Here is a 20,210-nt window from a genome sequence, read left to right as displayed (position 1 = left end):
AATAACGACTTTCTGCTGATGTTCAGCCGTCCTATTCAGGGCGAAGAATCGATTTTAAATCGGTTTAGACGCGCGTCAAATTTTGTTTGCACTGCAGCATTTTCACGCTAATCATGGCGCCGCTTGCTCTTCCCTTCCGCTGCTGGAGCCCAATCCTTGGCCATCACCAAGATCCTCGTCGCCAACCGGTCCGAAATTGCCATCCGCGTGTTCCGCGCGGCCAATGAACTTGGCCTTAAAACGGTGGCGATCTGGGCCGAGGAGGACAAATATTCGTTGCATCGCTTCAAGGCCGACGAGAGCTACCAAGTCGGGCGCGGGCCGCACCTCAACAAGGACATGGGGCCGATCGAAAGCTATCTCTCGATCGAGGAGGTGATCCGCGTCGCCAGGCTGTCGGGCGCCGATGCGATCCACCCCGGCTACGGGCTGCTTTCGGAAAGCCCCGAATTCGCCGAGGCCTGCGCCGAAGCCGGGATCACCTTCATCGGGCCCAAGCCGGAGACGATGCGCCGGCTTGGCAACAAGGTCGCGGCGCGCAATCTGGCCATCGAGGTCGGGGTACCTGTCATTCCCGCCACCGATCCGTTGCCGGACGACATGGAGGCGGTCAAGAAACTTGCCACGGAGATCGGCTATCCCCTGATGCTGAAGGCTTCCTGGGGCGGCGGCGGCCGCGGCATGCGCGCCATCCGTGCCGAGGCCGATCTCGCCCGTGAAGTCACGGAGGGCAAGCGTGAGGCGAAAGCCGCCTTCGGCAAGGACGAGGTCTATCTCGAAAAGCTGATCGAGCGCGCCCGCCATGTCGAAGTGCAGATCCTGGGCGATACCAGTGGCAATGCGGTGCATCTGTTCGAGCGCGACTGCTCGATCCAGCGCCGCAACCAAAAGGTCGTCGAGCGGGCGCCCGCGCCCTATCTCAGCGAGGAGCTGCGCCAGGAGCTGTGCAGCCATGCGCTAAAGATCGCGCGCGAAACCAGCTATATCGGCGCCGGCACGGTCGAGTTCCTGCAGGACGCCGACACCGGCAAGTTCTATTTCATCGAGGTCAATCCGCGCATCCAGGTCGAGCACACCGTCACCGAACAGGTGACAGGCATCGACATCGTCAAGGCGCAGATCCACATTCTCGACGGCTTCGCCATCGGCACGCCGGAATCGGGCGTTCCGGCACAAAAGGACATCAGGCTGAACGGCCACGCCCTGCAATGCCGCATCACCACCGAGGATCCCGAGCACAATTTCATCCCGGACTATGGCCGCATCACCGCCTATCGCGGCGCCACCGGCTTCGGTATCCGCCTCGATGGCGGCACCGCCTATTCGGGCGCGGTCATTACCCGCTTCTATGACCCGTTGCTGGAAAAGGTGACCGCATGGGCGCCGACGCCGGCCGAGACGATCGCACGCATGAACCGGGCGCTGCGCGAATTCCGCATCCGCGGCGTGGCCACAAACCTGACTTTCCTCGAAGCGATCATCAATCACCCGAGCTTCGCCGACAATTCCTACACGACCAAGTTCATCGACACGACGCCGGAGCTGTTCGAGCAGGTCAAGCGCCAGGACCGCGCCACGAAGCTGCTCAACTATCTTGCCGACGTCAGCGTCAACGGCCATCCCGAGACGCGCGGCCGGCCGCAGCCGAAAGCCGATGCCGCCGCACCCGTGGTGCCCTACCTCAACGGCAATGTGCCGGGCGGCAGCAAGCAGAAGCTTGACGTGCTCGGTCCGGAAAAATTCGCCGCCTGGATGCGCACGCAAAAAGAGGTGCTGGTCACCGACACGACGATGCGCGACGGCCATCAATCCCTGCTGGCGACGCGTGTGCGCACGCACGACATCGCCGGCATAGCGGGCACCTATGCGCGTGCCCTGCCGCAGTTGCTTTCGCTTGAATGCTGGGGCGGCGCCACCTTCGACGTCGCCATGCGCTTCCTCACCGAGGATCCCTGGGAGCGGCTCTCGCTGGTACGCGAGGCGGCGCCCAACCTCCTGCTGCAGATGCTCCTGCGGGGCGCCAACGGCGTCGGCTACACCAACTATCCCGACAATGTCGTGCAGCATTTCGTCAAACAGGCGGCATCAGGCGGCATCGACCTGTTCCGGGTGTTCGATTGCCTGAACTGGGTCGAGAACATGCGCGTCGCCATGGACGCCGTCGGTGCCGAGGGCAAGCTGATCGAGGCGGCGATCTGCTATACCGGCGATATTCTCGATCCCACGCGGGCGAAGTACGACCTGAAATATTATATCGGGCTGGCGAAAGAGCTCGAGGCGGCCGGCGCCCACATCATAGCGGTCAAGGACATGGCCGGGCTGTTGAAGCCGCGCGCCGCGCGCGTGCTGTTCAAGGCGCTGCGCGAAGCGACAGACCTGCCCATCCATTTCCACACACACGATACATCGGGGCTCTCAGCGGCAACGGTTCTGGCGGCGGTGGAGAGCGGCGTCGACGCCATCGACGCGGCGATGGATGCGTTCTCCGGCAACACCTCGCAGCCCTGCCTCGGCTCTATCGTCGAGGCGCTGAAGGGCACCGAGCGCGATCCTGGGCTCGACCCGCAATGGATCCGGAGGATTTCCTTTTACTGGGAAGCGGTGCGCAACCAGTATGCCGCCTTCGAAAGCGACCTCAAGGGGCCGGCGTCGGAAGTCTACCTGCACGAGATGCCGGGCGGACAGTTCACGAACCTCAAGGAACAGGCGCGTTCGCTTGGGCTGGAGACGCGCTGGCACGAGGTGGCGCAGACCTATCATGACGTCAATCTGATGTTCGGAGACATCGTCAAGGTGACCCCGTCGTCCAAGGTGGTCGGCGACATGGCGCTGATGATGGTCAGCCAGGATCTCACCGTCGCCGACGTCGAGAACCCGGCCAGGGACATCGCCTTCCCGGACTCGGTCGTCTCGATGCTGCGCGGCGATCTCGGCCAGTCGCCTGGCGGCTGGCCGCAGGCGCTGCAGAAGAAAGTGCTGAAGGGCGACAGGCCGATCACGGCGCGGCCGGGCTCGCTGCTGAAGCCGGCGGACCTCAAGGCCAGCCGCAAGGAGATCGAACGGAAGCTCGAGCGCAAGCTCAGCGAGTACGAGTTCGCTTCCTGGCTGATGTATCCGAAGGTCTTCTCGGACTTCGCGGCTGCGCAGGAAACCTACGGTCCCGTCAGCGTGCTGCCGACGCCGACCTATTTCTACGGCATGAAGCCGGAAGACGAGGTGTTCGTCGACATCGAGAAAGGCAAGACGCTGGTCGTACGCTGCCAGGCGATCGGCGACGTGGACGACAAGGGCATGGTCACCGTGTTCTTCGAACTCAACGGCCAGCCGCGCCGCGTCAAGGTGCCCGACCGGGCGCATGGCGCGTCCGCCGCGAAAGCAAGGCGCAAGGCCGAACCCGGCAACGAGGCGCATGTCGGGGCGCCGATGCCGGGCGTCGTCTCGGCGCTGGCGGTGGCCGCCGGCCAGGCCGTCAAGGCCGGCGACGTGCTGCTCTCCATCGAAGCGATGAAGATGGAAACGGCGCTGCATGCCGAGCGTGACGGCACGGTCGCCGAGGTGCTGGTCAAGGCCGGCGACCAGATCGATGCCAAGGACCTGCTGATCGCCTTCAATTGAGAGCTCGCAAGAGAAAGCCACAGACTATCGGCTTCTGTCGGCAGCCCTGACGGCCTGTTCGATAACCGCTTGACCCGCGGTCCCTGGTCGGGCATCGAACCGCAGAAATTTGCGGCGGCACGGTTCCCCGAGTCGCGGCGAAGCATCGATTTTTTTGGAGAAAGACATGGCCGACGATATCACAGAGACCAGCCAGACTGTTGCCGCCGGCCAGTTGCGTGCCTTCATCGAGCGCATCGAGCGGCTCGAGGAGGAGAAGAAGACCATTTCTGACGACATCAAGGAAGTGTTCGCAGAGGCCAAGGGCACCGGCTTCGACACCAAGGCGATGCGCGCGATCATCCGGCTGCGCAAGAAGGACCAGGCCGAGCGCCAGGAGGAGGAGTCCATCCTGGACCTCTACAAGGCCGCCCTCGGCATGGTGTAAGGCGAGGCATCTCGTGACGTCCGGGGTCGGCGATGAGTGAGTTCGACTTCGGTGGCCGAAGGGCCTCGGAGTTCCGCCAACGCGGCTTCTGGACGCTGTTTGCCGAGCGTCACCCGGAAGAAAGAACCCGGCTGGCGAGGCGAGGGCCCTGGTTCTGGCAGCGCGGGCTGCCGGAATTTGCGCTGGTGCTCTCCATGTATGTGGCGCCGAGCGAGAATGTGGTCGGCGTCTTCTTCGGCCGTAACGAGAAGCTTGGCGCAACCGATGTCTGGGTGCGCCTCAAGCCGTTTCAGCCGGCGATCGAGGAACGGCTGAAGCTCAGGCCGGAGCAGAGCGCACAAAACCTCGGCATCAATTCACAGTGGCGGGTCAACTGTTTTGCCGAGGACAATTGGCCGGCCATGACCGACTGGCTGGTCACCGAATGCTCGCGTTTCGAGCGCGCCATCACCGAAGTTCTGGGGCAGGGATAGGTATCCGGTGTTGCCGGGGGTCGTCAGATCCTTCTTTCGCTCACGCTGGCTCGGCCAGGTGCGGCTCGACCGGCTGTTCTGGCGCGATATGGTGCTCGTCGGCACGGCGATCAACATTGCATCGTCCGTGGCGGCGCTCATTCTGCTGGGGTTGAAGATGCCGCTCGGTCTTGTGCTGGCGGTGCATTTCGCGCCGGTGCCCTACAACATCTTCCTGACTTCGGCCGTCTGGCGGACGGCGGAGCGAACCGGCGGCGCCAAGGCCTCCCTTGCTATGCTGGGTTCGGCGCTCTGGCTGATCGCAACAGTCGTCGCCTGATGATGCTGCACGAAAAAGGGCGGCTGGAGCCGCCCTTCGCAGGAAGCGTCGGCGAGGCCTCGCTCAGGCCGCCGGCTCGAATCTCAGCGCCACGCCGTTGATGCAGTAGCGCAGCCCGGTCGGCGGCGGGCCGTCCTCGAAGACGTGGCCGAGATGGCTGCCGCAGCGAGCGCAATGGCATTCCGTGCGGACCATGCCGTAGCTGCGGTCCGTCGTGGTCTCGATGGAACCGGGAACGGGGTCGTTGAAGCTCGGCCAGCCGGTGCCGCTCTCGAACTTCAGCTTGGATTCGAACAGCGGCTGGTCGCAGCCGACGCAAAAGAAGGTGCCTGCGCGCTTTTCGTGAAGCAGCGCACAGCTGCCCGGGCGTTCGGTGCCATGGTTGCGCATGACGGCATATTGCTCAGGCGTCAGCCGGGCGCGCCATTCGGCGTCGGTGCGGGTGATGGGATAGGTGTGGGTGTCCATGCAGAAAACTCCTCGGCCTTGACGGCTCATTGTTGATTGCAATCTCTATTCGCAACAAGATAGGCGTTTGTTACGGGATTTGCCCGCATTTTCGAGCGCTCCGCCTGCGTTCCTCACGCGATCGCCGCAAGATAACGCGCAACGGAGGCCGCCAGCGCCTCTTTCGCGCCACCGACAACGTTCTGGTTCCACCACGCGCCGTAGATGTCATCGAATGTGAAAGGCTCCAGCGCGGCCGCGATGTGGCGCACGGCGACCGCGTTGAGCGGGATGTAGTTGGGATAGCTGTACATGAAGCTGACGTGGCGGCGGGTCGGCGTCACCTGCAAGATATCGCCGGCCAGCAGAGCATTGCCGCCTTCGCGCTTCCAGTGCAGCACCTGGCCGCCAGCAAAGTGACCGCCGCAGCGGATGAGCGTCAACGCCGGGTTCAGGCCCAGTATCTCGCCTTGCCAGCTGACGATCGACGGGTGCGGCCGCATGATCCACTGCCGGTCGTCGTCATGGAGATAGATCGGCACGCCGCCAAATGCCTCACTCCATTCGACCATCACCGAATAGTAGTGGCAGTGCGAGATGGCGATCCCGGCAAGGCCGCCGCGGCGATTGATCTCGGCCACCGCCTCATCAGTCACCATCGAGATGCAGTCCCACAGAACGTTGCCGTGCGGCGTCTGCGCCAGCAGTGCCCGCTGACCGATGGCGAAGCGCGGCTCGATGCCGAAGGCGAGAACGCCGGCATCATCCTTCATCACGAGCCGATGCCCGGCGGCGAGCTCTTCCGGTGTGGTCCAGGCCTGGCCTTCCCAGCGCACATATTGCCGCTCGTCCTCGCAGATCGGACAATGCCGCGGGGGCGCTCCGCTCTGCGCGAACTGGACACCGCATTGCAGGCAGAGGAAACAGGTCATGGGACCTCCCGTCATTGTCCCGGCTCAATGCTTGCGCGACAATTGCCTGGTGGCGCTTTCCAGTCCGGCGAGCGTCAGCGGAAACATGCGGCCGCCGAACATGTCGCGGATCATAGCGATCGAATGGGTGAAACCCCAGTTCTTCTGGCTTTCGGGGTTCAGCCATACCGCGTTCGGCCACTGCCGCAGCAGGCGGCCGAGCCAGACGGCGCCCGCCTCCGGGTTCCAGTGCTCGACCGAGCCGCCGGGATGCGCGATCTCGTAAGGGCTCATCGAGGCATCGCCGACCACGATCACCTTGTAGTCAGGTCCATATTTGTGGAGGAGATCTGATGTCGGGATCGTTTCGGCATGGCGGCGGCGATTGTCCTTCCACACGCCCTCGTAGAGGCAGTTGTGGAAATAAAAATATTCGAGCTGGCGGAATTCGGCGCGGGCGGCCGAGAACAATTCCTCGACGCTTCTGATGTGGTCGTCCATCGAGCCGCCGACATCGAAGAACATCAAAAGCTTCACCGCGTTGCGCCGCTCTGGCCGCGTCTTGACGTCGAGATAACCGTGCTCGGCGGTGGCGTGGATGGTGCCGGGCAGGTCGAACTCCTCCTCGGCGCCTTCACGCACCCAGCGGCGCAGCCGCTTGAGCGCGATCTTGATGTTGCGGGTGCCGAGCTCGACGGCGTCGTCGAAACTCCTGAACTCGCGCCTGTCCCAGACCTTCGCGGCCCGGCGGTTGCGGCTCTCATGCTGGCCGATGCGCACGCCTTCGGGATTGTAGCCATAGGCGCCGAAAGGTGAGGTGCCGCCAGTGCCGATCCATTTCGAGCCGCCTTGGTGGCGGCCTTTCTGTTCCTCGAGCCGCTGCTTCAGCGTCTCCATCAGCTTCTCGAAACCGCCGAGCGCCGCGACCAGCTTTTTCTCTTCCTCGGTCAGGTGCTTTTCGGCCAGCCGGCGCAGCCATTCCTCGGGGATATCAGCGACGTTGACGGCATTCGGACCGCTGAGCGCCTCCACACCCTTGAAGACATGCGCGAACACCTGGTCGAAGCGGTCGACATGGCGCTCGTCCTTCACCAGCGCGGCGCGAGCGAGGTAGTAAAATCCTTCGACGTCATAGTCGACCAGCCCGGCCTCCAGCCCCTCCAGCAGCAACAGATATTCCCTGAGCGAAACGGGAACGCGCGCTGCCTTCAGTTCAAGGAAGAAGGGGATGAACATTTTCTATCTATAGAAGATCATATTCGATGAAGCCGGTGCGGCGCGCGACATGGTCATAGAGCTTGCGCGCCGTGGCGTTGGTTTCGTGCGTCATCCAGTAGACGTTCCTGACGCCGATCTTGCCGGCTTCCTGCTTCACGGCCTCGATCAGCGCGGCGCCAATCCCCTTGCCGCGCACTTCGGGGTCGGCGAACAGATCTTGCAAGTAGCAGTTGTTTTTCTCAGACCAGCAAGAGCGATGGTACAGGTAATGGGTGAGGCCGACAGCCTTGCCGTCGAGGAGGGCGATGAAGCCCTTCGGTTCGAACTCGCCTTGCGTGAACAGGCGCTTCCAGGTGACCTCATAGACCTCTTGCGGCAGCTTCGTCTCGTAGAAGGCAAGGTAAGCGGTCCACAGCCGACGCCAGTCGGCGTGGTCGGATTCTGCGAGCGGGCGGATAGTGATCTCGGCCATTTCTTTCCCTCTGAACGGTTCTGGTCGAAGCTGCCTTGCTCTTCGGCCGGCGGCAACGGTCCACAAGCGGGGAAAGCGCTACTGCTGCCGTCCTACCCTTGCCGTCTCGCCATGAAGGCCAGCTGTTCGAACAGATGCACGTCCTGCTCGTTCTTCAGCAATGCGCCATGCAGCTTGGGCAGCGCGTTCTTCGGGTCGGCGCGCAGATCCTCGGGCGCGATGTCGTCGGCGACCAGCAGCCTTATCCAGTCGAGCGCCTCGGAAGTCGATGGCTTCTTCTTCAGCCCCGGTACGTCGCGGATCTCGTAGAACTGAGTGAGCGCCGCCCGCACCAGATTCTGCTTGATGCCGGGATAGTGGACATCGACGATTCTGTGCAGTGTCTCGATGTCGGGAAAGCGGATGTAGTGAAAGAAGCAGCGACGCAGGAAGGCGTCGGGCAGTTCCTTCTCATTGTTGGAGGTGATGATGACGATCGGCCTCACTTTGGCGCGGATCGTCTCGCCGGTCTCGTAGACGAAGAACTCCATCCGGTCGAGCTCCTGCAAGAGGTCGTTGGGGAACTCGATATCGGCCTTGTCGATCTCGTCGATCAGAAGCACGACTTTCTTGCCGGCCGCGAAGGCCTCCCACAATTTGCCGCGCTTGATGTAATTCTTGATATCGTTGAACCTGATATCGCCAAGCTGGCTGTCGCGCAACCGCGACACGGCATCGTACTCGTAGAGGCCCTGCTGCGCCCGCGTCGTCGATTTGACGTGCCATTCGATGAGTTCCAGCCCGAGTGCAGCCGCCACCTGCCTGGCAAGCTCCGTCTTGCCGGTGCCGGGCTCGCCCTTGACCAGCAGGGGCCGTTCCAGCGCGATCGCCGCGTTGACCGCCACCATCAGATCCTTGTCGGCGACGTAGGCCGCCGTGCCTTCGAAACGCATTTTTGCTCCTTGGTTCAGTACGGACGACCGTAAGGAGACGGCTTGGCCCGTGCAAGGGTGGGTTGGTGGCGGCGAAGTGTGAAGCCGGCAGGGAAAGAGCACTAACTCTCTGGCGCCGACTCTCTGGCGCTTGGGAGGGCATCGGCCTATATTGGGGCTGACGGTCTGCGCTTCCCGGCAGGAGACACTTTTCCCCGGGGCCTTAACGATCCTTAGGGAGCTGTCCCTGGGAAGACCCGTGGGTTTTCTCACACGGCGCCCACCTACTTTGTAGGCACCCGGGATCGACCTCTCCACCGGTTGTGTGGATCGTCACTTATTAGCCACATCCACGTATTTCGTGGATCATGCGATGGAAAACGTCGCTCCCAAAACGTCCATTCAGGTCTGGCTTTTTCTAGCGTCTGCGCATGGCATCCTTAAAAGACCTGAAAAAACAGCTGCGCAAGGAAGCACTTGGCCGCCGCGACGCGCTCGATGAATTCTGGCGAGTGGAAGTCGCGCTCGATATGGCCGAAACCGCGCGCGACCAGCTTGCCATCGAGCCAGGCCAAATCGTGTCCGGCTTTTGGCCGATGCGCTCGGAAGTCGATGTCCGGCCGCTGATGTTCGCCTTGCGCGAAAAGGGCGCACGGCTCTGCCTTCCGGCGATCCTCGACAAGACGACCATCGTCTTTCGCGAATTGGTACGCGGCGCGCCGATGATCGATATGGGATTTGGGACCGTCGGGCCGCATGAGGAGGCCGAAGTTCTTGACCCCTCCGTCATGCTGGTGCCGCTCGCCGGCTTCGACGCGCGCGGCCACCGCATCGGTTACGGCGCGGGCTATTATGACCGTGCGATCGCCAAGCTTGTCGACAAGGGGCATGCGCCCCGGCTGATCGGCATTGCTTTCGACTGCCAGGAAGTGACGATGGTTCCCAATGAGGACCACGACGTCATCATCCCGGAAATACTGACCGAGAGCGGGTTGCGCCGGTTCGCGCCAGAATTGTAAATAGTTCTTTGGAACGCATGATCTTTGCCGAAAGTCATGCCACTTTTCGGGATCAGGCGTAGATGAGACTTCTCTTTCTCGGCGACATGGTCGGCAAGACAGGCCGCACGGCGGTGTGGGAACAACTGCCGGGCCTGATCTCGGACTTCAGGCTCGATTTTGTCATCGTCAACGGCGAAAACGCGGCCGGCGGCTTCGGCATCACCGAGGAGATTTTTCGCGAGACCATCGCGGCCGGCGCCGATGTCGTCACCACCGGCAACCATGTCTGGGACCAGCGCGATGCGCTCGCCTTCGCGCCGCGCGAAGAGCGCTTCCTGCGCCCGTCCAATTTTCCGAAGGGCACGCCCGGGCGCGGCTCGGGCGTCTACATTGCCAGGAGCGGCGCGCGCGTGCTGGTCGCCAACATCATGGGCCGGGTGTTCATGCATCCCGAGCTCGACGATCCCTTCCAGGCCGGCGAGCGCGAGCTTGCCGCCTGTCCGCTCGGAGAGCAGGCGGATGCCGTGGTCATCGATTTCCACGCGGAGGCGACCTCCGAAAAAATGTGCTTCGCGCACTTCGTCGACGGCCGTGCCAGTCTCGTGGTCGGCACCCACACCCACCAGCCGACCGCCGATCACCATATCCTCAATGGCGGCACCGGCTACATTTCCGACGCCGGCATGTGCGGCGATTACGATTCCTCGCTCGGCATGGACAAGGAGGAGCCGCTCAATCGGTTCCTGTCGAAGGTGCCGAAGGGCCGTTTCGAGGCCGCGACCGGGCCGGCGACATTGTGCGGCGTCGGCGTCGAAATTTCCGACCGCACCGGCCTGACCGAGAAGATCGCGCCGTTTCGCCGCGGCCCGCGACTGGAGGAAACCGCGCCGTCTTTCTGGTCGTGACATTGATATAGCGACCAGCAGTTCCTAACTGCCGGCGACACCTGCTTCAGATCGTAGAGGGGACGACCTCCATGCAGCTTATGGAATTCCTGGCGCCGCACTTCGCCTTCGTGTCCGACCCCACCGCGTGGGTCGCGCTGTTGACCCTGGTGGTGCTCGAGATCGTGCTCGGCATCGACAATCTGATCTTCATCTCGATCCTGACCAACAAGCTGCCGGAAGCACAGCGGGCCCGTGCCCGCCGGCTCGGCATCTCGGCGGCGCTGGTCATGCGTCTGGTGCTGCTCGCCACCATCTCGATCATCGTCCAGCTGACGGCGCCGGTGTTCACGGCCTTCGGCCACGGTTTCTCCTGGCGCGACCTGATCCTGATCGCCGGTGGCCTGTTCCTGGTCTGGAAGGCAACCAAGGAAATCCACCACACGGTCGATCCGCAGGATCATCAGGACACGATGGTGGGCGCGCTGCAGCTCAGCCTGGCCGGCGCCATCTTCCAGATCCTGTTGCTCGACCTCGTCTTCTCCATAGATTCCATCATCACCGCGGTCGGCATGACCGACGAGATCGCGATCATGTATATCGCCGTGATCGTGGCGGTTACGGTGATGATGCTGGCGGCCACGCCCCTGGCGAACTTCATCGCCAGGAACCCCAGCATCGTCATGCTGGCGCTGGGCTTCCTTTTGATGATCGGCATGACGCTGATCGCCGACGGCATGGGCTACCATGTGCCCAAGGGTTACATTTACGCCGCCATGGGTTTCTCGGCACTTGTCGAAGGGCTCAACATGCTGGCGCGCAACCGCAAGAAGGCGAAGTCCGGCGGGAATTGAGTCTGGTGCTTGCTGTCGAGTAGTCCCGCCAGCGTTTCGGTGTAGAAGAGCTAGCCCGCCGGCACGCCCTTGGGGTGACGGTCGCCGATCAGATCAAGCGTCAGGCCCTGTTCAAGCCAGGCCTTGGCACCGGCGAGCACCAGCGAGAAGCCGTTGGTTGAATCGACCGCCTGTTTCACCTGTTCGTCGCCATTGCCGGCAAAGCCGAAGTTGCGAACCTCGAGAAAGGTTGCATCGCCTGGCATTTCGGTGAAGGTCCACACCACCGTCGCCGGTGGATCGTTCCATTGCATGACGATCTTTTCGTTACGGACGATTTCGTTGACGACCGCCGTCGTCGAGACGCCGTACATGCGCCACTCCCACTGAACCGGCCTGCCGCCGTCGAGCCGGCCGCTGGAATGGGTGAACCAGAACTTCGTAGTGATCGCCGGATCGACGATGGCCTCGAAAACGTCGGAGACCGGCCGCCGGATCAGCATGGCGGCTTCGGCCGTCGGTGGCTCGCGGATTTCCATAGCGTTCTCCTCTTCCGAATACGCCTTCACCAGGCGTCGGGCTCCCGCACCATGTGAACGACGTGGCGGGGCTGGTGATTCAAAAACCGCGGAAGCCGTCTCCCAGCGGCTCGATGGCATCGCATCGCTCGACACCGGCGAGATGATCGGCGGCGCCCGGGAAATCCCCGGTGAACAGTTCCAGCCGGCCTGGCTCGGGTCTTGCTATGGCAGATTGATCTGCCAGGAAACGCCGAACCTGTCGTTCAGCCAGGCAAAACGGCGGCTGAAGCCGTAATTGCCGGTCGGCATCAGAAACGTGCCGTCTTTGGACAGGGCCTCGACGATACGTTCCAGCTCGTCTTCGGTGGAACAGTCGACGAAGAGCGAGACCGACGGCGTGAAGGTGAAGGCGTGGCGAACCGGGCTGTTGAAGATCATAACCTCCGTGCCGCCGATGGATGCGCGAGCCAGCTTGACTGCCCCTTCGGGTCCCTCCTCGCCTGCACCGTAGCGCGTGAGGTCGAGGACGCGGCTATCCGGAATGGTCTCACAATAGAAGGCCATGGCTTGCTCGGCCTTGCCTTCGAACATCAGGAACGGGGTTACTTTCACGGCAGGCCTCCCTTCGCTCAAATGTTGGTCTCGTTGGCAGGCTCGCCCTTCATCTCGCTGCGATAGTAGCCGTCGCGCAGATTGATGCCGTATTCGACATAGGCCTTCATGCAGGCCAGCATCTGCGACCAGCCCTCGCAATTGAGATAGGACTTCCGCAGGCCGACTTCGCCTTCTTGCCAGCCACTCTCGGCGATGGTGACGAAGGTACCGCCATCGTCGAGCGGCTCGAAATTCATCTCGATGCGGGTCTTGTAGGCCGGCTTTCCCTCTTCGTCGGTGGCATCCCAGCGCAGCACGATGCGGCTGTACCTGACGATTTCGTCGACTTCGACCGGCACCTTGCCCCACCACACGACATTGGCGCCCGGCACCAAGGGCGCGCTGGCACCGCCGATGGTGGTGAAATAGGAGCTGAGCTTCTTCGGATTGACGACCGCGTCGAAGACGTCGGCGACCGGTTTGCCGATGCGTCCTGAAACCCTGAATCCAAGAGACATATCCACAGCTCCTTCCTTGATTGATAGGAGCTTATGTTATAAAAAAATAACATGTCAAGCCGATCGCAAGACGACAATGTTTTCAAGGCGCTGGCGCATCCGCGCCGGCGCGAGATGCTGGATCTGCTGAAGGACGCGCCAAAGACGACCGGCATGCTGTGCGAGGCATTTTCCGATGTCGACCGCTGCACCGTCATGCTGCACCTCAAAGTGCTGGAAGAGGCCGATCTCATCGTGGCGCGGCGCGAGGGGCGCGAGCGCTGGAACCATCTCAACGCGCTGCCGATCAAGCAGATTCACGACCGCTGGATAAGCCAGTACGCCGGCCATGCGCTTAGCATCATAGACCGGCTGAAATCCGATCTGGAGGGGTGAACGGCCGTCACGGCTTTGCCATGCGTGGCAAAGCGCGGCGCGGCTGGACGAATTGAGCCGATTTATCTATAAGCCAGCCATTCCGACAAAGAGCGCCATACGTCCATCGGACGCAGCAGGGACGTTCTGACATTTTGAATTCGAGCATTGCGGAAGGCGGGTCATGCATCGCCGCGCAATGCTCTAGCCGAACACGACAGGGGTGCCATGGCTGGCCATTCACAGTTCAAGAACATCATGCACCGCAAGGGCCGTCAGGACGCGGTGCGGTCGAAAATGTTTTCCAAGCTGGCGCGCGAAATCACCGTCGCGGCCAAGAGCGGGACGCCCGATCCGTCGATGAATCCGCGCCTGCGCCTTGCCGTGCAGAACGCCAAGGCGGTGTCGATGCCGAAGGACAACATCCAGCGCGCCATCAACAAGGCGTCGATGGGCGACGCCGAAAATTACGAAGCCGTGCGTTACGAGGGCTACGGTCCCGGCGGCGTCGCCGTGATCGTCGAGGCGCTGACCGACAATCGCAACCGCTCGGCTTCGAATGTGCGCGCCGCCTTCACCAAGGCCGGTGGGGCGATGGGCGAAACCGGCTCGGTGTCGTTCATGTGGGATCGGGTCGGCGAGATCTATTATCCGGCATCGGCCGGCAGCGCCGACAAGGTCATGGACGCGGCGATCGAAGCCGGCGCCGATGACGTGGAGTCGGACGAGGAAGGTCACACCATCTATTGCGCCTTCGAAAACCTCGGCGAGGTGTCGAAGGCACTGGAAGCCTCTCTCGGCGAGGCGGAATCGGTGAAGCCGATCTGGAAACCGCAGAACAATGTTCCGGTCGACGAAGAACGCGCCCAGTCGCTGATGAAGCTGGTCGCCACGCTCGAGGACGACGACGACGTTCAAAGCGTCTACGCCAATTTCGAGGTCGACGAGGAGACCATGGCCAAGCTCAGCGCTGCGTGAGCAAAGCCTGACATGACCGAAAAACCGCTGCCCACCATCCGCATCACCTATTGCACGCAGTGCCAGTGGTTGCTGCGTGCCGGCTGGATGGCGCAGGAACTGCTGTCGACATTCGGCGTCGATCTGGGCGAGGTGACGCTGGTGCCCGGCACCGGCGGCGTCTTCACCATAAGCTGCAACGAGGTGCTGGTCTGGGATCGCAAGCGCGACGGCGGCTTTCCGGATGCGGCAAAACTCAAGCAACTGGTGCGCGACGTCATCGACCCGGACCGCGATCTCGGTCATGCCGATCGCAAGGCGAAGAGCTGAGACTTTTCGCGGAAGCCGAACGTCATTTTCCTCGCCTCTGCCCGAAAATCGCGCCGATCCCGGCGCCGATTGCTATGCCCATGCCGATGCCGACGGCAAGGTCATCCATCGCTGCGCCACAGACAGCGCCGAGGCCGATCCCCGCGGCCAATGCCCAAGGCCATGGTGGAATACGGGTCGTTCACGGCGCGTCTCCCGACAAACAGGCCTCCGTCGCCGCGATGCCGAACGCGGCGGACCGAGACATGTCAATGCGCGGCGAACCAGAAGGATGCCAGCGCGGCGATGGCGGTGATGGCGCGCACGTGGTTCCACATCACCCAGTCCCTGAGATAGGTGGTCCATACAGCAGCGCCGTTGCTGCTCGCCGGATCGACGGCGGCCAGCGCGTCGTTGAGCGGCACGTTGAAAACCATCGTCACGATCGGGTTGCCGACGAGATAGATGACTGCGCCGGCCAATAGCCAGAAGGAGCCTGGCTGCTGCCAGCCGATGATGGCGCCGGCGATCAAGACAAGGCAGATCAGGCCGGTGCCGAACAAGGCGGTCATGAACATCGGCGTGATGACGGTGATGTTGATCGAGTTCATGGCGGCGATGCCGCCCGCGGCAGGCAGGCGAGCCATTGCCGGCATGACGAAGTTGGAAAAGGCGAAGAACACGCCGCCGACAACGCCCGAGCCGATAGCGGCGATGAAGATGAGGGTGGGAAGTAGTTTCGCGATCATGTCAGTTGCTCCAGATGCCGGTTGCGGCGGTTCAGTCGCAATGGGCAGAAAGGTTTTGGGGGGTGGCCGGGCACCCGTTCGACGCCTTCAAATCAATTATCCCGTTTGCTTCTTTCAGAACATGAGGAATCCTCATATTTGCAAAACGTGATAAACTCTCGTATTTTGCGAGTCAAGTCATTTCTGGGTGGCATTACCGCCCGGCGTCTGTTGAAGAGCCATGGAAAAAACCGCCACGTCCCCACAGGAACAGGTCGCCACGCCACGCCGCGCGCCGAGCCAGCAGCGCAGCCGTGAACGGGTCGAGCGCATGCTCGCCGCCGCCTCGGCGCTGATTGCCGAGCAAGGCAGCGATGCCATGCGCATGGGCGAGGTGGCGAAGCGGGCTGGGGTGTCGATCGGCTCGCTCTACCAGTTCTTTCCCGACAAGCGGGCGATCGTCTGGGCGCTGGCCGAGCGCTACACCGCCGAGAGCCAGGCCTGCATTTCAGCCTCGCTCAAGGACGTCGGCGACGCCGAGGGCCTTCGGCAGGCGTTCTCGGAGCTGGTGGACATTTATTACCGTCTGTTTCTCGACGAGCCGGTGATGCGCGATATCTGGTCGGGCACGCAGGCGGACAAGGCGCTGCGCGAACTGGAGCTTGCCGACAGCCGTGCGAACGCCGAATTTCTCACTGCGGCGCTCAAGCGCCTGCGGCCCGATGCCGATGCCGTCGCGCTGGAGACGACGGCGTTTCTCGTCTGGCAAATGGGCGAGGCCGCCATGCGGCTGGCGATCTCGGTCGAGCGGCAGGAGGGCGACAGACTGGTTGCTGCCTACAAGCGCATGGCGCTCCGGGAATTGCTGGCGGAACAGGATGCACGGGCAGCGCGCTAGAATGAGTATCCATCTAAGCACAAAAAACCCGCCACGAGGGCGGGTTCTCTGGTCTGCGAAAAGCTGATGTGGCCTAGAGGCCGAAACCTTCGAAGCGCTTCTTGAACTTCGACAGGCGGCCGCCGCGATCGAGCAGGGTCTGCTGGCCGCCGGTCCAGGCCGGGTGCGTGGTCGGGTCGATGTCGAGGTTCATCGTATCGCCTTCCTTGCCCCAGGTCGAACGGGTCATGTACTCGGTGCCGTCGGTCATGACGACCTTGATGGTGTGGTAGTCGGGATGGATATCGGTCTTCATGGCTCGGTTCCTGGCTTGCCGGGCGCGGCTGACGGGCTGAAAGCCTGCGTCGATGCGCCCCTTTTTAAAACTCGAAGCCGCAGCTATTGAGGAGCCACGGCTTCTAAAACGGTCGGCGAGCCTATACATCAGCCGGAATTGAATCACAAGGCCGCGGCAAGCGCATATTGAGGCGCATAGCTGAAGGCGGCCAAGAGGAAAGACCAGGATGGCGCAAACCAGCAGCGCAGACGAGCGCCGGCGCTCGCTCAAGCCGCTCAGGCGCCTGTTTCCCTACATCGGCCGCTACCGCACATTGGTGGCGGGCGCCGTCATCTCGCTGATCATCGCGGCGGTGACGACGTTGGCGCTGCCGCTGGCGGTACGGCGCATGATCGATCATGGTTTCACGCCGTCCGGTTCCTCCTTCATCGCCGAATATTTCGCCGCGCTGGTGGCGATGGCCGCGCTGCTGGCGGCGGCATCGGCGGGCCGCTACTATTTCGTCATCACGCTCGGCGAGCGCGTCGTCGCCGATATCAGGCGCGATGTCTTTGCCCATGTGACGAAACTGTCGCCGGCCTTCTTCGACACTGCCCAGTCGGGCGAGATCGTGTCGCGGCTCGCCGCCGACACCACGCAGGTCAAGTCGGCGGTCGGGGCGACCGCTTCGGTGGCGCTGCGCAATGTCATCCTTGGCCTCGGCGCGGTCGCGATGATGGTCTTCACGAGCCCGAAACTGTCCGGTCTGGTCATCGCAGCCATTCCAATCATCGTGCTGCCGCTGGTCGCCTTCGGCCGCTCGGTGCGGCGCAAGTCAAGGCAGGCGCAGGACACGCTGGCCGATGCCACCGCCTATGCCAGCGAGCAGATCGGCGCGGTGCGCACATTGCAGGCCTTCACCAATGAGACGCTGGTCACCGGGCGTTTTTCGGGTGCGGTGGAGGCCGCCTTCGAGGCCGCGCGCGCCTCGATCTTCGCGCGCTCGTTCCTCACCTTCTTCGCCATTTTCACGATTTTCTCCTCGGTCGTGGCGGTGCTGTGGTTCGGCTCGCGCGACGTGCTCGACGGCAATCTGTCGCCGGGCACGCTCGGCCAGTTCCTGCTCTATTCGGTATTCGCCGCCGGTGCGCTCGGCGCGCTATCGGAGGTCTGGGGCGAATTGGCCCAGGCAGCAGGTGCCGCCGAACGGCTAACGGAAATCCTGGCCGAGGAGCCGGCGATCGTGGCGCCTGCCGATCCCAGGCCGCTGCCGGTGGCGAGCAAGGGAGCGATCAGCTTCGAGGCGGTGTCCTTCTCCTACCCGGCCCGGCCCGACCGCGCCGCCGTCCACGGCCTGAGCTTCTCGGTCAAGCCTGGCGAGACGGTGGCGATCGTCGGTCCCTCGGGAGCGGGCAAGAGCACGGTATTCTCGCTGATCCTGCGCTTCTACGATCCGGAGACCGGCAGGATCCTGATCGACGGCGTCGACATCCGCGAAGCCGATCCCGTTTCGGTCAGGCAGCGCATCGCCATCGTACCGCAGGACGTCACCATCTTCGCGGCCAGCGCGCGCGACAATATCGGCTTCGGCCGGCCGGGCGCCAGCGGGGCCGAGATCGAGACAGCGGCGAAGGACGCGCTGGCCGACGAATTCATCCTCAAGCTCGAGAAGGGCTATGACAGCCAGGTCGGCGAGCGCGGCGTCACGCTGTCGGGCGGGCAACGCCAGCGGGTGGCGATCGCGCGCGCCATCCTGCGCGACGCGCCGATCCTGTTGCTCGACGAGGCGACCTCGGCACTCGACGCCGAAAGCGAGACGCTGGTGCAAATGGCGCTGGAGCGGCTGATGCGGGGCCGCACCACAATCGTCATCGCGCATCGCCTGGCGACGGTGCTGAAGGCCGACCGTATCCTGGTGATGGATGGCGGCCGCATCGTCGAGGAAGGCACGCATCAAAGCCTGGTGACCAAAGGCGGCATCTATGCCCGGCTGGCCAAGCTGCAGTTCGAGACCGGTGCCAGCGCCTTCAGGGGCGCGGCTGAGTAACGGCTACGCTGGGCGTGCTCACGCGGCTCCATAACGTTTGCGCAGGTGGTCGGTGAAATAGACGGCATTGAGCTTTTCACCGGTGGCGCGCTCGAGCAGGTCGGGCGTCGACCAGCGCGAGCCCTGCGACCATATGTTCTTGCGGCGCCAATCGTTGATGGCACCGAAATTCCCCTTGGCAAGATCGTCATCGGCCGACGGATGCTCCCGTGTCAGCGCAGCCCATTGCTGCGCCGCCATCATGGCGCCCAGCGTGTAGGACGGAAAGTAGCCAAAGGCGGCAGCAGGCCAATGCACGTCCTGCATCGGCCCGTCCGCGGGATTGTCGATGGTTGAGAGGCCGAGATAGTCGCGCATCCTGGCATCCCAGGCCTCGGGCAGGTCGGCCACCTCGATCTTGCCGGAGACGAGCTCCTGCTCCAGCTCGTAGCGCAGGATGACATGAAGCGGGTATGTCACCTCGTCGGCATCGACACGGATCAGGCCGCGCTCGACATGGTGGACATGCGGCAGGATGTCGTCGAGCGACCAGGCTTCGCCGAGATGCTTTTCCACGACCGGCAATGCCCAACGCCAGAAGGCGGGATTGCGCCCGATCTGCTTTTCAACGAACAGGCTCTGGCTTTCATGCACCGCCATGCCGCGCGCCTTGCCGAGCGGCCAGTGCGACCAGGCCTTCGGCAGGTTCTGCTCGTAGAGTGCATGCCCGGTCTCGTGCAGCACGCCCATCAGCGCCGACAGGAAATCGGACGTCTTGTAGCGGGTGGTGATGCGCACGTCGCTCGGCACACCGCCGCAGAACGGATGGTGCGACACCGACAGCGAGCCGTGCGTCAGGTCGAAGCCGACCGCCGCCATCATGGCGAGGCCGAGTTCGCGCTGCCTGTCGACAGCATAGGTTCCCGAAAGCGGCTTCAGAGGGCGCTTGCGCAGCCGCGCTTCCTGCACCGCCAATGCTTCCGGCACGAAAGCCCTGAGAAATGTCCTCAGCTCGGTGAAGACAGGCGTGATATCCGCGGCGCGGTTGCCGGGGTCGTATTGCTCCATCAGCGCGTCGTAGGGGGCGAGGCCGAGAATGTCGGCGCGTAGGGCCGCCTCTTCGCGCACCAGCGCCACGACGCCCTCAAGCGCCGGCAGGAAGCCCGCCCAGTCGTTCTTGGCCCGCAGGTCGCGCCACAACTGCTCGCAGCGCATGCGGGCGGTCGTCTGGCGTTCGACGAATTCGACAGGCAGGCAGGTCAGGTTGGTGTAGTGCCGCCGCAGTTCGGCCAGCGCCGCCCACTGTTCATCGTCAAGCGCTTCGCCTTCGGCGGCGGCGATCCAGTCCGCTATTTCCGGCGCGGTCGCCCTGGTGTGGTACATGCCGGCAAGTGCCGCCATGGCCTCGGCGCGCTTCTCGCCGCCGCCAACGGCCATGTGGGTCGCTTCATCGGCGCCGAGGATGGCCAGCGCGTGCTCCAGGGCTTCGAGCTTGTGGCCGAGGTCATCGAGTTTTTGAAAGGACATGGCGGCTTCCG

Annotated in this window: 23 protein-coding genes and 1 other RNA gene; 13 read left to right on the top strand and 11 right to left on the bottom strand. The window is 63.2% G+C overall.

What is annotated here, in order from left to right; translation table 11 throughout:
* Positions 1 to 156 precede the first annotated feature (156 nt).
* From pyc to LB532_RS01255, 4 genes are all read left to right on the top strand, one after another.
* Entirely contained in the window at positions 157 to 3,615 is a 3,459-nt protein-coding gene (gene pyc / locus LB532_RS01270) for a pyruvate carboxylase (RefSeq protein ID WP_140641259.1), read from the top strand.
* Positions 3,616 to 3,781: 166 nt separating this feature from the next.
* Positions 3,782 to 4,042 (top strand): DUF2312 domain-containing protein, encoded by a 261-nt coding sequence (locus tag LB532_RS01265; protein ID WP_140493089.1) that lies wholly within the window; start codon positions 3,782 to 3,784, stop codon positions 4,040 to 4,042.
* A gap of 32 nt (positions 4,043 to 4,074) precedes the next feature.
* Positions 4,075 to 4,515: a DUF4268 domain-containing protein gene (locus LB532_RS01260; protein WP_140641261.1), complete on the top strand. Its 441-nt coding sequence runs from the start codon at positions 4,075 to 4,077 to the stop codon at positions 4,513 to 4,515.
* A gap of 7 nt (positions 4,516 to 4,522) precedes the next feature.
* On the top strand, positions 4,523 to 4,834 hold the full coding sequence (locus tag LB532_RS01255) for a hypothetical protein (protein WP_140641263.1): 312 nt from the start codon (positions 4,523 to 4,525) through the stop codon (positions 4,832 to 4,834).
* Positions 4,835 to 4,897: 63 nt separating this feature from the next.
* Here LB532_RS01255 and msrB read toward each other — a convergent pair whose 3' ends face one another.
* The 5 genes from msrB to LB532_RS01230 form a co-directional block, all read right to left on the bottom strand.
* Complete coding sequence (gene msrB, locus LB532_RS01250) at positions 4,898 to 5,302, bottom strand: peptide-methionine (R)-S-oxide reductase MsrB (RefSeq protein WP_140641265.1); 405 nt, start codon at positions 5,300 to 5,302, stop codon at positions 4,898 to 4,900.
* Positions 5,303 to 5,415: 113 nt separating this feature from the next.
* Positions 5,416 to 6,213, bottom strand: coding sequence for an MBL fold metallo-hydrolase (locus LB532_RS01245; RefSeq protein ID WP_140641267.1), 798 nt, complete (start codon positions 6,211 to 6,213; stop codon positions 5,416 to 5,418).
* Between the two features lie 24 nt (positions 6,214 to 6,237).
* Positions 6,238 to 7,428: a vWA domain-containing protein gene (locus tag LB532_RS01240; protein WP_140641269.1), complete on the bottom strand. Its 1,191-nt coding sequence runs from the start codon at positions 7,426 to 7,428 to the stop codon at positions 6,238 to 6,240.
* A 7-nt stretch (positions 7,429 to 7,435) separates the two neighbouring features.
* Positions 7,436 to 7,882, bottom strand: a complete 447-nt coding sequence (locus tag LB532_RS01235) for a GNAT family N-acetyltransferase (RefSeq protein ID WP_140628055.1) — start codon at positions 7,880 to 7,882, stop codon at positions 7,436 to 7,438.
* Positions 7,883 to 7,974: 92 nt separating this feature from the next.
* Complete coding sequence (locus LB532_RS01230; RefSeq protein ID WP_140641271.1) at positions 7,975 to 8,814, bottom strand: AAA family ATPase; 840 nt, start codon at positions 8,812 to 8,814, stop codon at positions 7,975 to 7,977.
* A gap of 159 nt (positions 8,815 to 8,973) precedes the next feature.
* On the opposite strand from LB532_RS01230, the gene ssrS reads away from it, so the two are divergent.
* The 4 genes from ssrS (at position 8,974) to LB532_RS01210 (ending at position 11,532) form a co-directional block, all read left to right on the top strand.
* A non-coding RNA gene (gene ssrS, locus LB532_RS01225) (6S RNA) lies at positions 8,974 to 9,129 on the top strand.
* 95 nt (positions 9,130 to 9,224) lie between these two features.
* Positions 9,225 to 9,812 (top strand): 5-formyltetrahydrofolate cyclo-ligase, encoded by a 588-nt coding sequence (locus tag LB532_RS01220; protein ID WP_140641272.1) that lies wholly within the window; start codon positions 9,225 to 9,227, stop codon positions 9,810 to 9,812.
* 62 nt (positions 9,813 to 9,874) lie between these two features.
* Positions 9,875 to 10,699: a YmdB family metallophosphoesterase gene (locus LB532_RS01215; RefSeq protein WP_140641274.1), complete on the top strand. Its 825-nt coding sequence runs from the start codon at positions 9,875 to 9,877 to the stop codon at positions 10,697 to 10,699.
* A 71-nt stretch (positions 10,700 to 10,770) separates the two neighbouring features.
* Positions 10,771 to 11,532: a TerC family protein gene (locus LB532_RS01210; protein ID WP_140641276.1), complete on the top strand. Its 762-nt coding sequence runs from the start codon at positions 10,771 to 10,773 to the stop codon at positions 11,530 to 11,532.
* Positions 11,533 to 11,582: 50 nt separating this feature from the next.
* On the opposite strand, the gene LB532_RS01205 is transcribed toward LB532_RS01210, so the two are convergent.
* The 3 genes from LB532_RS01205 to LB532_RS01195 form a co-directional block, all read right to left on the bottom strand.
* Positions 11,583 to 12,050: an SRPBCC family protein gene (locus LB532_RS01205; protein WP_140641278.1), complete on the bottom strand. Its 468-nt coding sequence runs from the start codon at positions 12,048 to 12,050 to the stop codon at positions 11,583 to 11,585.
* A 204-nt stretch (positions 12,051 to 12,254) separates the two neighbouring features.
* Positions 12,255 to 12,644, bottom strand: a complete 390-nt coding sequence (locus LB532_RS01200) for a VOC family protein (RefSeq protein ID WP_224556306.1) — start codon at positions 12,642 to 12,644, stop codon at positions 12,255 to 12,257.
* A 17-nt stretch (positions 12,645 to 12,661) separates the two neighbouring features.
* Positions 12,662 to 13,144 (bottom strand): SRPBCC domain-containing protein, encoded by a 483-nt coding sequence (locus LB532_RS01195; protein WP_140641280.1) that lies wholly within the window; start codon positions 13,142 to 13,144, stop codon positions 12,662 to 12,664.
* 51 nt (positions 13,145 to 13,195) lie between these two features.
* Between LB532_RS01195 and LB532_RS01190 the strand changes: the two genes are divergently transcribed.
* The 3 genes from LB532_RS01190 to LB532_RS01180 all read left to right on the top strand — a co-directional run bounded on the left by LB532_RS01190 (position 13,196) and on the right by LB532_RS01180 (position 14,785).
* Entirely contained in the window at positions 13,196 to 13,519 is a 324-nt protein-coding gene (locus tag LB532_RS01190; protein ID WP_140493140.1) for an ArsR/SmtB family transcription factor, read from the top strand.
* 207 nt (positions 13,520 to 13,726) lie between these two features.
* Positions 13,727 to 14,476, top strand: coding sequence for a YebC/PmpR family DNA-binding transcriptional regulator (locus LB532_RS01185; protein WP_140493143.1), 750 nt, complete (start codon positions 13,727 to 13,729; stop codon positions 14,474 to 14,476).
* 12 nt (positions 14,477 to 14,488) lie between these two features.
* Positions 14,489 to 14,785 carry a SelT/SelW/SelH family protein gene (locus LB532_RS01180; RefSeq protein WP_140641282.1) on the top strand — a complete coding sequence of 99 codons (297 nt, stop codon included), beginning with the start codon at positions 14,489 to 14,491 and terminating at the stop codon, positions 14,783 to 14,785.
* A gap of 248 nt (positions 14,786 to 15,033) precedes the next feature.
* Here LB532_RS01180 and LB532_RS01175 read toward each other — a convergent pair whose 3' ends face one another.
* Positions 15,034 to 15,513, bottom strand: a complete 480-nt coding sequence (locus tag LB532_RS01175; protein WP_140641284.1) for a DUF1772 domain-containing protein — start codon at positions 15,511 to 15,513, stop codon at positions 15,034 to 15,036.
* Between the two features lie 220 nt (positions 15,514 to 15,733).
* On the opposite strand from LB532_RS01175, the gene LB532_RS01170 reads away from it, so the two are divergent.
* Complete coding sequence (locus LB532_RS01170) at positions 15,734 to 16,390, top strand: TetR/AcrR family transcriptional regulator (protein ID WP_140641286.1); 657 nt, start codon at positions 15,734 to 15,736, stop codon at positions 16,388 to 16,390.
* 73 nt (positions 16,391 to 16,463) lie between these two features.
* On the opposite strand, the gene rpmE is transcribed toward LB532_RS01170, so the two are convergent.
* Entirely contained in the window at positions 16,464 to 16,685 is a 222-nt protein-coding gene (rpmE, locus tag LB532_RS01165) for a 50S ribosomal protein L31 (protein ID WP_006327661.1), read from the bottom strand.
* A gap of 208 nt (positions 16,686 to 16,893) precedes the next feature.
* On the opposite strand from rpmE, the gene LB532_RS01160 reads away from it, so the two are divergent.
* Entirely contained in the window at positions 16,894 to 18,693 is a 1,800-nt protein-coding gene (locus tag LB532_RS01160; RefSeq protein ID WP_140641288.1) for an ABC transporter transmembrane domain-containing protein, read from the top strand.
* Positions 18,694 to 18,711: 18 nt separating this feature from the next.
* Here the strand turns inward: LB532_RS01160 and LB532_RS01155 are convergent, their stop codons facing one another.
* On the bottom strand, positions 18,712 to 20,199 hold the full coding sequence (locus LB532_RS01155; protein ID WP_140641290.1) for a carboxypeptidase M32: 1,488 nt from the start codon (positions 20,197 to 20,199) through the stop codon (positions 18,712 to 18,714).
* Between the last annotated feature and the right edge of the window lie 11 nt (positions 20,200 to 20,210).

Origin of the sequence: Mesorhizobium sp. ESP-6-2, assembly GCF_020164675.1 — a bacterium.
In the GTDB taxonomy this organism is placed as follows: Bacteria; Pseudomonadota; Alphaproteobacteria; order Rhizobiales; family Rhizobiaceae; genus Mesorhizobium.
Note: the sequence above shows the minus strand (reverse complement) of the source record. Positions and strands in the feature narration are given on the sequence as shown.

Coding starts and splice junctions, on each gene's coding strand:
- msrB (WP_140641265.1), bottom strand. CDS start 5,302: ATGGACACCCACACCTATCCCATCACCCGCACCGACGCCGAATGGCGC.
- LB532_RS01160 (WP_140641288.1), top strand. CDS start 16,894: ATGGCGCAAACCAGCAGCGCAGACGAGCGCCGGCGCTCGCTCAAGCCG.
- LB532_RS01190 (WP_140493140.1), top strand. CDS start 13,196: ATGTCAAGCCGATCGCAAGACGACAATGTTTTCAAGGCGCTGGCGCAT.
- LB532_RS01240 (WP_140641269.1), bottom strand. CDS start 7,428: ATGTTCATCCCCTTCTTCCTTGAACTGAAGGCAGCGCGCGTTCCCGTT.
- LB532_RS01170 (WP_140641286.1), top strand. CDS start 15,734: ATGGAAAAAACCGCCACGTCCCCACAGGAACAGGTCGCCACGCCACGC.
- LB532_RS01230 (WP_140641271.1), bottom strand. CDS start 8,814: ATGCGTTTCGAAGGCACGGCGGCCTACGTCGCCGACAAGGATCTGATG.
- LB532_RS01215 (WP_140641274.1), top strand. CDS start 9,875: ATGAGACTTCTCTTTCTCGGCGACATGGTCGGCAAGACAGGCCGCACG.
- LB532_RS01185 (WP_140493143.1), top strand. CDS start 13,727: ATGGCTGGCCATTCACAGTTCAAGAACATCATGCACCGCAAGGGCCGT.
- LB532_RS01195 (WP_140641280.1), bottom strand. CDS start 13,144: ATGTCTCTTGGATTCAGGGTTTCAGGACGCATCGGCAAACCGGTCGCC.
- LB532_RS01235 (WP_140628055.1), bottom strand. CDS start 7,882: ATGGCCGAGATCACTATCCGCCCGCTCGCAGAATCCGACCACGCCGAC.
- LB532_RS01205 (WP_140641278.1), bottom strand. CDS start 12,050: ATGGAAATCCGCGAGCCACCGACGGCCGAAGCCGCCATGCTGATCCGG.
- LB532_RS01260 (WP_140641261.1), top strand. CDS start 4,075: ATGAGTGAGTTCGACTTCGGTGGCCGAAGGGCCTCGGAGTTCCGCCAA.
- LB532_RS01155 (WP_140641290.1), bottom strand. CDS start 20,199: ATGTCCTTTCAAAAACTCGATGACCTCGGCCACAAGCTCGAAGCCCTG.
- LB532_RS01245 (WP_140641267.1), bottom strand. CDS start 6,213: ATGACCTGTTTCCTCTGCCTGCAATGCGGTGTCCAGTTCGCGCAGAGC.
- LB532_RS01220 (WP_140641272.1), top strand. CDS start 9,225: ATGGCATCCTTAAAAGACCTGAAAAAACAGCTGCGCAAGGAAGCACTT.
- rpmE (WP_006327661.1), bottom strand. CDS start 16,685: ATGAAGACCGATATCCATCCCGACTACCACACCATCAAGGTCGTCATG.
- LB532_RS01210 (WP_140641276.1), top strand. CDS start 10,771: ATGCAGCTTATGGAATTCCTGGCGCCGCACTTCGCCTTCGTGTCCGAC.
- LB532_RS01265 (WP_140493089.1), top strand. CDS start 3,782: ATGGCCGACGATATCACAGAGACCAGCCAGACTGTTGCCGCCGGCCAG.
- LB532_RS01180 (WP_140641282.1), top strand. CDS start 14,489: ATGACCGAAAAACCGCTGCCCACCATCCGCATCACCTATTGCACGCAG.
- LB532_RS01175 (WP_140641284.1), bottom strand. CDS start 15,513: ATGATCGCGAAACTACTTCCCACCCTCATCTTCATCGCCGCTATCGGC.